Annotated in this window: 13 protein-coding genes; 6 read left to right on the forward strand and 7 right to left on the reverse strand. The window is 72.2% G+C overall.

Going from position 1 to position 14,265, the window contains the following annotated elements; genetic code table 11:
- The first annotated feature begins 104 nt into the window (after nt 1-104).
- A complete protein-coding gene (locus ACSNOG_RS19310) occupies nt 105-380 on the forward strand; it encodes a hypothetical protein (protein ID WP_436753905.1) in 276 nt (91 codons plus the stop codon).
- A 324-nt stretch (nt 381-704) separates the two neighbouring features.
- Here ACSNOG_RS19310 and ACSNOG_RS19315 read toward each other — a convergent pair whose 3' ends face one another.
- From ACSNOG_RS19315 to ACSNOG_RS19325, 3 genes are all read right to left on the reverse strand, one after another.
- Nucleotides 705-2,327, reverse strand: a complete 1,623-nt coding sequence (locus ACSNOG_RS19315; protein WP_436753906.1) for an alpha/beta fold hydrolase — start codon at nt 2,325-2,327, stop codon at nt 705-707.
- 12 nt (nt 2,328-2,339) lie between these two features.
- The gene (locus ACSNOG_RS19320) at nt 2,340-4,049 is read right to left on the reverse strand and encodes an alpha/beta fold hydrolase (protein WP_436753907.1); all 1,710 of its coding nucleotides are present in this window, start codon (nt 4,047-4,049) and stop codon (nt 2,340-2,342) included.
- A 235-nt stretch (nt 4,050-4,284) separates the two neighbouring features.
- The gene (locus ACSNOG_RS19325) at nt 4,285-7,053 is read right to left on the reverse strand and encodes a BTAD domain-containing putative transcriptional regulator (RefSeq protein ID WP_436753908.1); all 2,769 of its coding nucleotides are present in this window, start codon (nt 7,051-7,053) and stop codon (nt 4,285-4,287) included.
- 170 nt (nt 7,054-7,223) lie between these two features.
- On the opposite strand from ACSNOG_RS19325, the gene ACSNOG_RS19330 reads away from it, so the two are divergent.
- Nucleotides 7,224-7,814 (forward strand): GNAT family N-acetyltransferase, encoded by a 591-nt coding sequence (locus ACSNOG_RS19330; RefSeq protein ID WP_436753909.1) that lies wholly within the window; start codon nt 7,224-7,226, stop codon nt 7,812-7,814.
- Nucleotides 7,815-7,841: 27 nt separating this feature from the next.
- Here the strand turns inward: ACSNOG_RS19330 and ACSNOG_RS19335 are convergent, their stop codons facing one another.
- Together ACSNOG_RS19335 and ACSNOG_RS19340 are read right to left on the reverse strand one after the other, a co-directional pair.
- Nucleotides 7,842-9,122: a GNAT family N-acetyltransferase gene (locus ACSNOG_RS19335; RefSeq protein ID WP_436753910.1), complete on the reverse strand. Its 1,281-nt coding sequence runs from the start codon at nt 9,120-9,122 to the stop codon at nt 7,842-7,844.
- A 100-nt stretch (nt 9,123-9,222) separates the two neighbouring features.
- Nucleotides 9,223-9,828, reverse strand: coding sequence for a TetR/AcrR family transcriptional regulator (locus tag ACSNOG_RS19340; protein WP_436753911.1), 606 nt, complete (start codon nt 9,826-9,828; stop codon nt 9,223-9,225).
- A gap of 93 nt (nt 9,829-9,921) precedes the next feature.
- On the opposite strand from ACSNOG_RS19340, the gene ACSNOG_RS19345 reads away from it, so the two are divergent.
- From ACSNOG_RS19345 to ACSNOG_RS19355, 3 genes are all read left to right on the forward strand, one after another.
- Nucleotides 9,922-10,623, forward strand: a complete 702-nt coding sequence (locus ACSNOG_RS19345; RefSeq protein ID WP_436753912.1) for an SDR family NAD(P)-dependent oxidoreductase — start codon at nt 9,922-9,924, stop codon at nt 10,621-10,623.
- Between the two features lie 222 nt (nt 10,624-10,845).
- Nucleotides 10,846-11,085 (forward strand): hypothetical protein, encoded by a 240-nt coding sequence (locus tag ACSNOG_RS19350; RefSeq protein ID WP_436753913.1) that lies wholly within the window; start codon nt 10,846-10,848, stop codon nt 11,083-11,085.
- Between the two features lie 103 nt (nt 11,086-11,188).
- On the forward strand, nt 11,189-11,569 hold the full coding sequence (locus ACSNOG_RS19355) for a hypothetical protein (RefSeq protein ID WP_436753914.1): 381 nt from the start codon (nt 11,189-11,191) through the stop codon (nt 11,567-11,569).
- Between the two features lie 339 nt (nt 11,570-11,908).
- Here ACSNOG_RS19355 and ACSNOG_RS19360 read toward each other — a convergent pair whose 3' ends face one another.
- Complete coding sequence (locus tag ACSNOG_RS19360) at nt 11,909-12,502, reverse strand: MBL fold metallo-hydrolase (RefSeq protein WP_436753915.1); 594 nt, start codon at nt 12,500-12,502, stop codon at nt 11,909-11,911.
- A gap of 93 nt (nt 12,503-12,595) precedes the next feature.
- On the opposite strand from ACSNOG_RS19360, the gene ACSNOG_RS19365 reads away from it, so the two are divergent.
- Nucleotides 12,596-13,552: a GlxA family transcriptional regulator gene (locus ACSNOG_RS19365; RefSeq protein WP_436753916.1), complete on the forward strand. Its 957-nt coding sequence runs from the start codon at nt 12,596-12,598 to the stop codon at nt 13,550-13,552.
- Nucleotides 13,553-13,706: 154 nt separating this feature from the next.
- Here the strand turns inward: ACSNOG_RS19365 and ACSNOG_RS19370 are convergent, their stop codons facing one another.
- A complete protein-coding gene (locus ACSNOG_RS19370) occupies nt 13,707-14,156 on the reverse strand; it encodes a bacteriocin fulvocin C-related protein (protein WP_436753917.1) in 450 nt (149 codons plus the stop codon).
- Nucleotides 14,157-14,265 lie beyond the last annotated feature (109 nt).

Here is a 14,265-nt window from a genome sequence, read left to right on the forward strand (position 1 = left end):
GAGGCCTCCTCTCGATAGCCCGAATGGCGGGTGTGACGCGAGTCACCTACGGTGGTCTGGGATGTTTTCCCGCTCGCACATCCGAGCCTTTCATGGAGGTCACCATGAACCCGCTTCGAACCCTCGCCCTGGCAGCCGCCCCCACCGCGATGCTGATCGGACTGGCCGCCGCTCCCTCGATGGCCGCGGACACCCCCACGCCGAACAACAGGCCGGCGACCGTGAGCTCCAGCGCCCAGGTCAAGACGTGGCACTGGATGGGCAACTACGGATCCGTCTACGACGTGGCCAATGCTGCCAACGGCTTCGGGGCCGGGGCCGGGGAGCTCATCACTCAGGACGTCGGCAACGGCCTGTACGCGACGTTCATGTTCTACTGAGCCCAGGCGGCTCGGTAGTCCCTCACCATCACCGGCACACCGCCCAGTGCCCGTCCGCGGCCCCACGCCGCGGGCGGGCACTGCGCTGCGTTTCCCGCTGGGCTGCGCTTCTCCCCGTCGGTTCACGACGCTCTTCGCAACCACCTTTGCGCACCCGACGGTCCGCTCGTCCCGTCCCGCCCGTGGGGCGGGAGCTCGAGGCCGACCTCAGCGCCCCCGCCGTCGGCCGTCGTGGCGAAGACCGTTCCGGCGTCGGCCGTGATGAAGTCGTGCACGATGGCCAGGGAAGGCGTACACCGGCATGTCCGGCACTCGGCGGCCGGCTTACGGTCCGGTCTCGAAGCGGGGCGGTCGCAGGGTCGTGAGGCATCCGGTTTTCGGGGCCGTCGGTTTGTCGAGGAAGGAGCGGGTGATCTCTTGGGCGCACCGTGACGTGGCGAAGACCACGTGGGGCTCGTAGGGGACCGTGACGACGGTGGCACGGCTCAGCGTCCGGGCGACGTACGGGCCGTTGGACGCTCCGGTCTGGGCGTCGAAGCTGCCCGACAGGGCGAGAGTGGGGATGTTGCTGCGCGTGACGTCCCGGATCGAGCGCGGCGCCGCGGGGACGTTCCAGACGTGGCAGTCCGGACGGAGGAAGGTGAGCTGCGGGGCCTGGGCCAGTACCGAGCGGGGGAACGAGGGGAACGCCCGCTTCCCGCCCCGGAACGCCTCGGCCCGGCTCTCGTACGGCACCCACTCGCTGCAGAAGATGCCGTAGACGAGTCCGTGGGCCACCCTGCCGAAGGCCTGGGGGCTGAGCTTGCCGCCCGCCCACTGCTCGGCGATCCGCTGCGGCTTGCCGTGGGCCAGCTCGTCGAGGGAGCGGGGTACGCCCGGCGCGAGATGGGTGGCGGAGGTCAGCCAGTTCACCAGGGCCCCGCCGTCGAGCACGACCTTCACCGGCGTCGCTCTGCCGGGAACGGTGACGGTGGTCGTGACCGGGTGGGCTTCGAGCTTGCGGACGAGGCGTTCGAAGGTGGCCGGCAGGTGCGGATAGCGGCGGTTGCACGCGGGCTGTCGTGCGCAGGCCTTGAACAGGCCGTCGAAGCCCTGCCGGGCGCTGCTCCAGGTCAGTGCCGACCCCGCCTTGGAGGGCGGCAGGATGCCGTCGATGCCGACGGACCGGATCCCCCGGGGGTGCTGGCGCATGTAAATGAGCGCCAGGTGGGTGCCGTAGGAGATGCCGAACACGTTCCACTGCTCGATGCCGAGGGCGACCCGCAGGTCCGCGTAGTCGGCGGCGCTCTCGGTGTCGTTGTAGGCGCTGAGGTCGATCCCGCGGCTCGCCAGCTGCCGGCGGCAGGTGCGCGTCGCCTCGACGTGCAGGCGCCCGGTGGACGGCGCGTCGTAGACGAGGCCGACCGCGCGGGCGTTGAACTCGTCGATGTTCGGGCAGGTGAGGGCCGGGTCGGCCGAGTACGTTCCCCGCTGGGACATGAAGATCACGTCCCGGTCGCGGTTCAGACCGCCGTCGATCGCCATGCCCGCCTCCCCGACCGCGTCGTCGCCGGGTCCGCCGGCGAGCCACACGACCGGGTCGGGCTTCGGTCTGCTCGTGGCCGCCGGCACGATCGCGACGGCGAGGGTGATCGTCCGGCTGCTGCGCCGGGCACGGTTCTCGGGCACGGTGAGCGTTCCGCAGCGGGCCCCTTGGAGTGCGGGAACGGGGTCCGCCGTTCTCGGGCAGGGGCCGGGTACGAAGCGGGAACGGCCCACTGTGCGGGCGGCCGTGCCGATCGCTGTTCCGATGCCGACGGTGGCGCCGGTGCCCGTGCCGTGCTCCGCGTGGGCGGGCGTGGCGAGCAGGCCGGTGATGAGGGCGCCTGCCGCCATCCCGGCCGCCGCGGCTCGCAGCCGCCGCACGGGGCGTCGGTGACGGCGGGGCGGCGCCTGGTCGAGTGTCATCCGGCCTCCCGGCTACTTAGGGCTGATCGTGAACGGCTTCGGTGCGAGACCGGCTGCGCAACCGGTGTCGGGCGCGGTCGGGCGGGTAAGGAACGAGGCCAGTACGCGCTGTGCGCAGGGCGACTGGGGGACGACCCAGTGGCCGATTCCGGGGATCCGCAGCATGGTCGATCGGTGCAGCGTACGGGCGGTGTACCGCCCCCAGCTCGCCCCGATCTTGGTGTCGAACGTCCCCGAGACGACGAGCGCCGGCACACCGCTCGTGGTCGTCACCCGCTGGGACCGGGTGCGGTCCGGAACGTCCCAGACGCGGCACAGCTGCTTCTCGAAGGGCAGCTGCGGCGCTTGGGCCAGGACCGTGTCCGGCCACCCGGGGAAGGCTCGCCGCCCGGCGTTGAGCAGGTCGGACGCCGAGTATCCCGGCACCCACTCGCTGCACGCCACCGACTGCGTCAGGCCGTGGGCGGTCTCGCCGGCGACGGGAACCGAACCGGCCGCGCGGGCCTGCGCGAAGCGCTCCGGGCGCCCGTGGGCGAGCTCGTCGATCGCCGCCGGGACGTCCTCGGCCCGGACGGCGTTGGAGACCAGAAGGTCCACGAGCGCGCCCCCGTCGAGGACGACCCTCACCGGGTCTCCCCCGCGCGGCGGCCGCGCGTTCAGGGTCAGGGGCCGTGCCTCCAGTCTGCGCACCTGCTGCGTCAGCGTGCGGGGCAGGTCCGGATAGCGGCGCTTGCAGCGGGGTTCGGCCGCGCACGCCGCGAGGATGGCGCCGATCCCCTCCCGGGCGTTGCTCCAGGTCCACGGCAGGTTCACGACCTTCGGGGACGCACCCGAGTCGAGCGCCACCGCGCGAATCCCCTGGGGGTGCTTGCGCAGGTAGGTCAGGGCCAGGTAGCTGCCGTAGGAATGTCCGTAGACGTTCCACCGGGCGATGCCCAGCGCCTTGCGCAGATCGGCGAAGTCCGTGGCGTTCTCGGCGGTGTTGTAGGCGCTCAGGTCGATCCCGCCGGAGGTGAGGCGGTTCCGGCAGGCCTTCACCGCGCGCAGCAGGAGCCGTCCCGTCGACGGCACGCCGTAGCGCAGACCCACGGCCTTCGCGTTGAACCGGTCCACCTCCGGGCAGGTGAGCTCCGGCTGGTCGTAGCGATTGCCGCGCTGGGCCATGATGATCAGTTGGCGATCCCGGTTCAGGCCGGAGGCCGTCAGGAAGGGGATGTCGTCGAACGTCTCGCCTCCGGGGCCGCCCGACATGAACACCACCGGGTCCGGGGCAGGCTTCGCCGAGGTGGCCGGAATGACCGCTGCGGCCAAACGGATGGTCCGCCGGCCGGGGTGGGCGCGGTTCTCGGGAACCTCCAGGAAACCGCAGCGTGCGACGCGAAGCTCGGCGATCGGCTCGCGCGTCGCCGGGCAGGGGCCGGGCACGAACCGCGACCGCGGCCCCGACCGGGGCTCACCCGAAAGCGGCGCGGTGAGGGAAGGCGGCGCCGTAGCGGTAGGCGGCGCCGTGGCGCTGCTCGGCGCCGGGCCGACCGCCGTCAGGAAGACCATGGCGGCAGCGCCGGCCGCACCGGTGGCGAGGGCGCGGCCCGGGCGTCGCCGGGCGCGCCGGCCCTGCGATCCGGTCCGTAGCGGCTTGTCCTTCTCCGGAGCCCCCAGGGGCGCCCGCGGGGGTGACGTCGGGGAGCTGTCTGCCGGAGTGCTGCTGTTGTGCTCTGCCATGTGATCCCGCTCCTCCGCCGGTCTCGACAGCTGCCCGGCCTCCGGACAACACCTCAGCAATCCGGATAGATCGCGCATTGCGGACGATACTGGGCAGTGTGCAGGCACGCACATGGACGGCCGGCCCTGCAGTAGCTGCAGCGCCTTCACTCGCCACGCCACTGCCGGATGCCGCCCGAGGCAGGAACCGCATGAGCCGTGGATGAGCCAGGCGTTCACTGCGGGGCCCGGGGTGTTAGTGCGGCGACAGGCTCTCCGCGAAGCGGGCGAGCTGGGCCTCGGCCCTGCTGATGCCCTCCTGGAACCCCTGGATCCCTGCCTCGGCCAGCGCCTGCCGGACGCAGAACCGTGCGGCAGTGTGGTCGCCGAGCTCGAACAACGCTTCCCCCCGGCTCATCCGCAGCAGCGTGCGGAGCATCCCGGCCAGCGCCCGCGCTCCGTCCGTCAGGTCTTCCGCCCATGCCAGCGCCGACGCGGCGCACCGCTCCGCCGCCGCGGCGTCCCCGTCGGCGAGGTACTGGCGCGTGCGGGTCTCCATCGCGAGGAGCTCCGTGAGGACGTCGTCGGCCGCGCGGGCGAGTCCGGCCGCGCGGGCCGCGTGGCTGCGGGCCGCGTCGGCCGCCCCGCTCCGGTCCAGGGCGAGCGCCAGGTTGAGCACGGCGATGGCCTCGCTCGACAGGTCGCCCGCGCGGGCCGCGAGACCGGGGGCGAGTTCCAGGTGGACGAGTGCTTCGGTCAGCCGGCCCTCCTCCGTCAGGACCCACCCCAGCAGCGCCCTCACGCGGGACTCGGCGTCCGGGTCGCCCACGCGCTCCGCCGCCTCCAGGGCCTGTTCCAGCAGCGGAACCCAGCCGTCCCTCACCTGCCGGGTGAAGTACGGCCACTGCAGGACGACCAGGCGCCAGGCCCGGTCGTCGTACCCGGCGGCCCGTGCGGCCCCGACCGCCGCCGCGAGGTTCTCCCGCTCGGCGGCGTACCACCGCAAGGCGTCGTCCCGGCTGCTGAACTCCCTGACTGCCGACGGCCGATGACTGTCGTCGGGCAGGGTGCAGCACGGCTTGTCCTCCGGCGCGGCCGCCGCGGCCGCCGCGAGTGCGGTGGCCGTGTAGTGGTCGAGGAGCCGCAACAGCGACGAGCCCTCGTCCGCGACGAGTCCTCGCGCGTAGAGCCGGACCAGGTCGTGCAGGCCGTAGCGGCCGGGAACGTACTCCAGAAGCAAGTGCGCGCCGGTCAGCCGGTCGAGGGCCTCGGCGGCGGTGTGAGGGCTGCTGTCCATGAGGGCGGCAGCGGCGTAGCGGTCCAGATCGGAGCCCGGCAGTGCTCCGAGCCGGGTGAACAGACGCGCCGCGCCCACCGGCAGTGCTTGTACGGTGAAGCCCAGCGCGGCGGCCACGCCCGCGTCCTCGCAGTCGTCCAGCGACAGCAGGGACAGTCTGCGCTGCTCGTCGGCGAGTTCACCGGCCAGGTGGGAGATCCGCCAGTGCGGCCGGGTGGTGAGCTGGGCAGCGGCGATGCGCAACGCCAGAGGAAGCCTGTCGCACAACGCGGCCAGCTGCGCGGCCGCCTCCGGCTCGGACTCCACGCGGCCGTCGCCCACCGCGGTGGCGAGCAGCGCCGTGGCGTCCGCCGGGCCGAGCACCTCCAGGGGCACGGGCCTGGCCAGCTCGTCCACGATCAGCCCGCCCAGGCGCAGCCGGGAGGTGACGAGGGCGGCCGAGCGGGAGCCGCCGGGCAGCAGAGGGCGTACCTGATCGGCGCTGCGGGCGTTGTCGAGGACGACGAGGACCGCGCGCTCTCCCGTCAGCTCACGGTAGAGCGCGGCAGCGGCGGCGGGCGACGGGGGGACCGCCCCGGGCGGGACCCCGAGCGCGAGCAAGAACTCCGTGACGGCCTGCGCGGGTTCGACGGGGTCGCCCGCGAATCCCCGCAGGTCCGCGAAGAGCACCCCGTGCGGGAAGTGTTCGGCGTTCCGGTGAGCCCAGTGCAGGGCGAGTGCGGTCTTGCCGACCCCGGCGGCACCGGTCACCAGGGCGATGGCGCCGTCCCCCATGACCCTGTCGAGCGCGTCCAGCTCCCCGTCCCGGCCGCGAAAGCCGCGTACGCCGCGCGGCAGCAGCCGTGGCACGGCGCGCTCGCGCACCGACCGCGCCGTCTGCGCCGACCGCGCCATCTCTGCCCTGTGCGCCGCCTGTGCCGCAGGCCGGGCGTGCGCGACGTGCGCGCTCTGTTCTGTGTGTGCAGAGGGCACCACCTCGGCCGCCGACGGCCGGCCGGACAGCTCTCCCCGCAGAACCGCCTCGTAAGCCCTGCGCAGCCCCGGGCCGGGGTCGACGCCGAGTTCGTCCGCGAGCAGGCCGCGCGTGCGGTGGTACCAGTCGAGCGCCTCCGCTTGGCGGCCCGCCCGGGAGAGCGCGCCCATCAGTGCCTCGGCGAGGGACTCGCGCAGCGGATGTGCCTGTGCCTCGGGCTTGAGGAGTGCCGCGGCAGTGGTGGAGTCACCGAGCTGCCCGTATGCCTCGGCCAGGCTCTCGACCGTTGCCAGCCGCCGCTCCTCGAGCGCCTGGGCCGCGGCTTGCTGTGCCGCACTCGCCACGGTTCCGGTCAGCGCGGGCCCGCGCCACAGTGTCAGCGCCTCGCGCAGCATCGCCGCGGTCTCTGCGGGCTGCTTCCGGGCCTTGCCGCGCCGCACCAGTTCCTCGAAGCGGTACACGTCGAGCAGTTCCTGCGGCATCTCCAGCATGTAAGCCGGGCCCTGAGTGATCAGCTGCACCCCATGCGCCCCGGCCCCCGCTCCCACGAGCTGTGCCCGTAACCGTGACACATGTCCTTGGACGACGGTGCGTGCGTGCGTCGGCGGCGCACCGCACCAGGCCATGTCGAACAGTCTCTCCAAGGGCACCGCCGAGTTGGCGCGCAGGAGCAGCGCTGCCAGCACGCTGCGTCGCTTGGCCGGGCCGAGGGCCAGGTCACCGGCATCAGTAGTCGCGCGTATAGCGCCGAGCAATTGGAACTCCACTGTCTCTTTCTCCCCCCGCGCCGCACGGTTGCACCCCGCCAGGCTACGGGCCTGACCAGGGAGTTCTCCCGACTCCCCCAGCCGCTCGTCCGGCGTTGGAGCGGGTATCGGCAGAACGACCGATGTGCCGGATGGATCTTGGAATCTACGGTGGCCGCATGCAGTCACCGAACACACCCAAGCCGATCGAGACCGGCGACACTCCTGCGATCACCCGCACCCTGGCCCGCGCTTTCGGGGACGACCCGATGATGCTGTGGCTCTTCCCTGACGAGGACGGGCGGGAGGACCGTCTCGCCCAGTGGTTCGACGTCATGCTCACGCAGAAGTACGGCCCCCTTGGCCACTGTGAACGCACCGACGCGGCGGCCGCCTTCTGGACACCGCCCGGCACGGTCGAGCAGCACCCGGACGAGGAGACGCTGGCCCGCATCAACGGGCTTCTGGGCGAACGCATGGCCCGGCTGGGGGAAATGCTGGAACTGGTCGGCCGGGCAGCTCCCCGCGAACCTCACTGGTACCTGGCGGTGCTCGGCGCCGACCCGGCGGCCCAGGGCCACGGTCACGGCGCCGCCCTGCTGCTCTCGGGCCTGGCCAAGGCGGACGCGGCCGGAATGCCGACGCACCTCGAATCGTCGAAGCGCACCAACATCGGCTTCTACGAGAGATTCGGGTTCACCGTGCGGAGCGAAATCCACGTCCCCGGGGGCGGCCCGACGCTCTGGTCGATGTGGCGGGAGGCGCGCTGAGACGCGCGCCGGTAGCCGAGCGCGCCGTCAGAACCAGTGCAGGCAGTGCGGGCCGCGCTCGGCTCGGAAGAGGGCGTCGGCGAGGGTGACCGCGCCCGGGTGGCGGGCCCGGACGTGTCCGGCACGCACGAGCGTGCTGGGGGCGGTGCCGCCGAGGTAGACCGAGCCCAGGTCGCTCGTGTCCAGGGACAGGTCGGGCTCCCGGTCCGTCGGAACGCAGTCGGCCTTGCCGTCCCGGACGGTCAGCAGGTAGCGGCCGTGCTCGCCGAGGAACGGGTCGTCGACGCCGAGGACGAGATCGCCGTCCGTGAACCATCCGCGCGCGGTCAGCGCGCGCGGGACGTCCAGCAGCCGCACCCAGAGCCAGTCCGTGTCGTCGGTCACCTGGCCGGCGCGGAAGTCCGCCAGCTGCCAGCGCAGCGGATGGCCGGGCGGGAGGTTCTTGAACACGACCCGGGTGACCAGGTCGTGTCCGAGCACGAACCGGGCCAGGGCGGTGAAAACGGCGTCGTCGGTGGCGATGGTCTCGTCGACCGTCAGGGTGCCGGACTCGATCGAGTAGACGGCGTACCCGTCCGGCACGCCGTCGGTGTCCCGGTGGACGGCTACGTACCGCGGCGCCGGAGAGACCGGGGGCTGTCCCGCGCCCAAGGCCCACCAGGGGTGCGGCCGGGACAGTGCCCCGGGCTGCGTGCGGCGGTACCGGTCGTAGACCTCTTCCAGGATCTTGCCGCAATCGCTACGCCGCAGCAGCTCGACCGAGCCGGTGCCCGATCCGGCAGCTGAGCCCGTATCAGATCCTGCCCCTGCGCCGGTGTCCGGTCCGGCCGCAGGGGCGCCGACCGTTCCACGCGCCCGGGGAAGCGCGAAGGCGGCCTGGTGACGCGCCACCGTCAGTTGCTGGGAGTAGGTCGCCGGACCGTAGCCGAACCTGCGGTAGATCAGGGCCTCGGAGGCCAGCAGTACGGAGAGGAACTCCCCGCGGTCCCGCAGTTCAGCGAGCTGATACCGCATCATCGCACTGAGCACACCCCGGCGTCGGTGCGAGGGCAGGACACCGACGAAGCTCACCCCGGAGGCCGGGGCGAGGATGTCACCGGGCAGGGTGAGCTCGAAGGAGTACGCACCGGCGGTGCCGACGGGCCGCCCGTCCGCCGTCACGGCGAGCAGGTTGCGGTCCATTTCGAGCGCCGCCCACCAGACCCCGCCGCCGCCCTCGGCCGGGGTTTCCGGGAAGCGCCCGAACGCTCGATGAAGGGTGTCGACGAAGGCGTCGAGATCCTTGTCGGTCGTCGGACGGATCTCCATCGCTGCGGTTGCCTCCCCGGGATACCGATGCCGACACCGCGCCTTGGGGTGTCCCGTGTGTCCCGGCCACAGTGCAGCGGCAATGCGTGGCCGATGCAAGCTAATTACGGCCGACCCGTGGCAGTAGCAGATCCTCGACAAGGGTGTCCACCAGGCCCTCCGGGATGCTCGCCCCCGTCAGGGCGCAGTAGACGATCGGGCCGAGAAGAGCATCCATGGTGGCGTCGGGGCCCAGTTTCGGCGAGACCTCGCCGGCGTCGATTCCGCGCGAGAGCATCTCGCGTTCCTTGTCGCGGCGTGGACCGAGGTAGCGCTCGCGAAAGCTCTCGGCCGTTCCGGGATCGTGCTGCGCCTCGGCGATGAGCGCGAGCAGGACCTTGCCGGCGGCGTCGCCGGTGAGGAATCGCGCGAAGTCGTGCAGATAGCCGCGGATGCTCTCTGCTGTGGGCTGCTCGGTCGGGACGGGAAGGCTTTTGCCGCTGTCCTCGATGAGCGTGTCGAGCAGGATCTCGACCTTCGACGGCCACCAGCGGTAGATCGTCTGTTTGGCGACGCCGGCGCGCCGCGCGATGGCCTCGATGGTGAGAGCGCCGAAGCCGTGTTCGGCGAGCAGGTCGTCGGCGGCGTGCAGCACGGCGAGGCGTGCGGACTCGTCACGCCGGTTGCCGGAGCGCGGCCTGCGGGGCGGGGAGCTGGCGGCGGGCATGCGGGACACCCTACCGGCCGGTTGACGGTGAGGCATTGTCTAGACGCAACGGCGCGTCTAGTCTGAGTCTCTCCCAGCGCGAAGGAGTTGCCCATGTCCCCCACTTCCGGCCACCACCGCCAGGCTCTCGTCATCGGAGCCTCCCGAGGGTTAGGGCTCGTCCTCGCCGACGAGCTCGCTCGACGCGGCTGGCACGTCATCGCCACGGCCCGCCAGGACAGCAGCGAACTGCAAGCGCATGCTGAGGCATCGAACGGCCAACTGCGGGCCGAATCACTGGAGATGACCAGCCCGGAGCAGCTGAACGCCCTGCGCGAGCGCCTGGACGGCTGCCGGCTCGACCTGCTCTTCGTCAATGCCGCGATCGACCGGGGCAACCTGCCCATCGACGAGGTCTCGACCGGCATGTTCACCGAGGTGATGGTCACCAACGCGCTGAGCCCCCTGCGCGCCCTCGAAACCCTCCGCGGGCTCGTCGCGCCCGGCGGAACCGTCGCCGTCATGTCCTCCGAACAGGGCAGCATCGCGCGCAACACCGAGGACGGCTACGAGCTCTACAAGGCCAGCAAGGCCGCCCTCAACCAGCTGATGCGCAGTTACGCCACCCGCCATGCCGACGACGGACAGACCAAGCTGCTCATCGACCCCGGCCACAATCGGACCCGGCTCGGCGGACCCGACGCGCCGCTGTCCCCCAAGGAGAGCATCCCGGCCGTCGTCGACGTCCTCGAAGCCCAGTCCGGCGCCCCCGGCCTGCAGTTCCTGGACCGCCACGGCGAGACCGTCCCGTGGTAGGGCTCCGCAGCGCGGCGCCGGTGCCGCGTCTTCGGCCGCTGCCGGGCTGACGAGTCGCTTCGGGACAACTTCTCCGGCACGCACAGGCAACTCGGCTCCCGGCGCCGCCCGTAGCTTCGTTCAGCACCGTTCGAGCTACGCGAAGGAGGAGGGCATGGACGGCTCGCAACACTTCGGCAGGGGGCTACCGGTGCACCGGCGCAGCGTGCTGCGCGGTGCGCGGTGCGCGGTGCGGCGGCCGCAGCCGCCGGGATCGCCGAGGGAACGGGTGGCGGCCTGCTCGCCGGCGCGGGCCCGGCACGGGCGGCCGGGCCGGCCGGGATGCTCGCGTACCGCTATCTGCGCGACGCTCTGGTGGGCCCCTTGAGACCCACGGGGGAGGTCATCTTCCCTTGCATTCGCGGGGTGTACGACAAGATCAGCGGGGCGAGGTCCCGCTACTACCTGTACTACGCCGCATGAGAAGCCGGGCGGCATCAGTATGGCGTTCGCCGATTCTCTGGAAGGTCCCTTCACCCCCGTACGAGGGCAATCCGCTCTGCCGGGACGCAACAACAAGTACGCCATGGTCTTCACGGGCGTGCGCGGGGGCCGGCGGATCTTCTACGGCTGGTCGCCCAACGGCCGGGACGACTGGCAGTTCAGCCCCACCCCGCTGGTCAACCCCGAGCCCGACGGTGTCACCGACATCTCCGGGCCGACTCCGGTCAAGCGCAACGGCACCACGTACGTGGCTTATCACGGCAACGACGGCCGGATGCGGCTCACCGAGGTCGGCAACGCCTTCGACCGCGAAACCCATCTCGGCGTGTTCCACGCACCGATCGCCTCGGACCGGGGACGCTTGGCCGCGCCGTCGTTCGGCAGCGAAGGCGGCACGGATTACATGTTCTACGAAGCGGGCCCGCGGTGGAACGCCCGCATCTGCATCGCCCGCGCCGTCTGACCGGTCCGGGCGCCGCAGCATTTCACCCGCGGACCGTCATCGCTAAAACCACCTGCACACCTCAAGGAGATCTTCACAGATGCTCACTGACACCGCACGAGCCTGCCGGAGCACGAGAGCGAAGCTCACGCTGTCCGGAGCAGTGGCTGCAACAGCGCTGTTCGCGGCGCTGCCCCCCACCTGCCGGCGCGACTCCGGCCCGGTCGACCGCCACCGCGACGCAGGATGCGCAGCCGCGGGCGGCGCTCGCAGAGATGTTCCGGATACAGAACCACCTCCAGAAGTGGGCGTTCAAGTTCTGACCGCGGGTCGGCGGCGAGCCCGTCGTCGGACAACGCCCTAGCGCGGGGTGGTGTCGTCGCCCTTGAACGGCGCGCCGTGGCCGGGGACGATCAGGTCCGCTGCTGCCAGGACCCGCAAGCGGGAGGCGCGCAGCAGTTCGCGGTCCGGGGCGACCGGGTCGTCCGCCGGTCCGTCCGCGTGCCACCACAGGTCGCCGGCGAAGGCCACGACGCCCGAGTCCGTGCCCGCGAGCAGGGTGATGTCTTCCAGGCTGTGGCCCGGTGTGCGGATCAGCCGCAGTGACGGGGTGAGTTCGTAGCCCTCCGCGTCCCGGTTCTTCCACTGGTCACCCTGGTACTCCACCTTGTGGTCGTGCACCCGGGCACGCCTGAAGAGGCCTGCGTTCATGGTGTTGTCCGGGTGGTGGTGGCTGAGCACCACGTCGGTGACGTCTTCGGGGCCGAGGCCCAGCTCGGCGAGCGGGGCGAGGATGTGGTCGGGGCTCGCCACCATGCCCGGGTCGAAGATCACGTGCCGTCCCGCGTCGGAGATGTAGGAGACGGTCGCGGCGACCCCGGGGCCGGTGGAACCCACGTAGCCGGTGGTCAGGACCTTGTATGCGGCGCTGCGGCCGAGCGGTGCGTCTGTCATGGCCTCAATCCTTCCGGGGGTGCGGGCGGTTCACGAGTGGCACTGCTGCCTCTGATCGCAGGATTTGTGCCACACCTGTGCCACACTGCGGCCATGCCTCCCTTCAAGACCGTCGCCGCGTACGTTCCGCCCGGCGTCGGGATACTTGCCGCCGGCATCGTCGCCGAGGTGTTCGGTCCCCACGGAGCGGCGCTGCCCGGTTTCGACTTCGCCCTGTGCGCCGACCGGCCCGGGCCGGTGCCCACGGACTGCGGGGTGCCGCTGTCCATCGCGCACGGCCTGGACCGGCTCGCCGACGCCGACCTCCTCATCGCCCTGCCCGGGGCCGGTTTCCGTACGCCACCGGACCCCGCCGTCCTCGACGTGCTCAGCACCGCGCACGAGCGTGGCGCCGTCGTCGCGGCCCACTGCGTCGGCACGTTCGCGCTCGCCGCCGCCGGGCTGCTCGACGGGCGGCGGGCGACCACCCACTGGCGCTTCGCCGGGCTGCTCGCCGACCGCCACCCCGAGGTCACCGTGGAGGCCGACGCGCTCTACATCGACGAAGGGAGCGTCGTCACGGGCGCGGGAGCAGCCGCGGGCTTCGACCTGTGCCTCCACCTGCTGCGGCGCGAGTACGGTGCCGCGCTGGCCAACGCCGTCGCCCGCGACATGGTGCTGCCCTCCCACCGCGACGGCGGTCAAGCCCAGTACCTGGCCGCTCCCGTTCCCGAGGACGGCCAGGACGAGCGGCTCGCCGAGGTCCTCGGCTGGGCCCGCGCGCACCTCCACGAGCCGCTGCCCGTCGCCGAGCTGGCGCGCCGCGCGATGATGAGCAAACGCTCCTTCGCCCGCCGCTTCACCGCCGCGACCGGTACCACTCCGCACGCCTGGCTGCGCGGCCTGCGGCTGAGCCGGGCCGAGGAGCTCCTGGAAACCACCGACCTGCCGGTCGAGGAGATCGCCCGCAGGGTCGGATACGGAAGCGCGGCCGTGCTGCGCGAGCAGTTCGTACGGCGGCGGGGAGTGCCTCCCCGCTCCTACCGGCGCGCCTTCACCAGCACGCCGTAACGAACCGGCCGACCGCGGGCCGGCCACGGGCGCTCGGCCCCCACCTACCACCGTCAGCGGCGAGTTCAGGCACGTGGGAGGGGGTGCTTCATGCGCCCATCCTGCCGCGGCCCGGTAGCGACCGCCCCCGGGTATTCAGCACCCTGCCCGGCGGTTACGTCTCCTGGGGCTTGACGCCACCGCAGGTGCCCTTGCACTCGTACAGGAAGCCGGTTCCGCAGCCCCGCGACGTAGGGGTGCACCAGCACCCACGGACACAGCACACGCAGCCGGTCGAGCACCAGTCGCTGTAACAGCTGCACCCGCAGCCGGCCGCAGCCGCGGAAGCGGGGCCGAGCGTCGCGAGCGCTGCCCGGCCCTCGTCCTGGCCGAACGCCGCCTCGGCGTCCTTGCGGAGCGATTCCAGCTCCTGGTGCAGCGCGGCCCCCATACTGCCGGCGAAAGTGGACTCGCGGCCGAAGACCTCCTCGGCTCGGTCCAGGACCCGACGCTGCTGCGCGGTGAGGCCGGGGCGGGCGGCGCGGTAGCGCGCGAGGTGCTCCAGCCACAGGCGGCTGCGGTCCGCCGGTGCGAGCTCGGCGAAGATGGCGCGGCGGTAGGACATCTCGTGGGCGGCGAACGCCTCGTAGTCCCGTGGCAGACGGGCCCGGTTCGCCCTCGCCCACGAGATGTCCTACCGCCGCGCCATCTTCGCCGAGCTCGCACCGGCGGAC

Origin of the sequence: Streptomyces sp. URMC 124 (assembly GCF_051386455.1) — a bacterium.
In the GTDB taxonomy this organism is placed as follows: Bacteria; Actinomycetota; Actinomycetes; order Streptomycetales; family Streptomycetaceae; genus Streptomyces.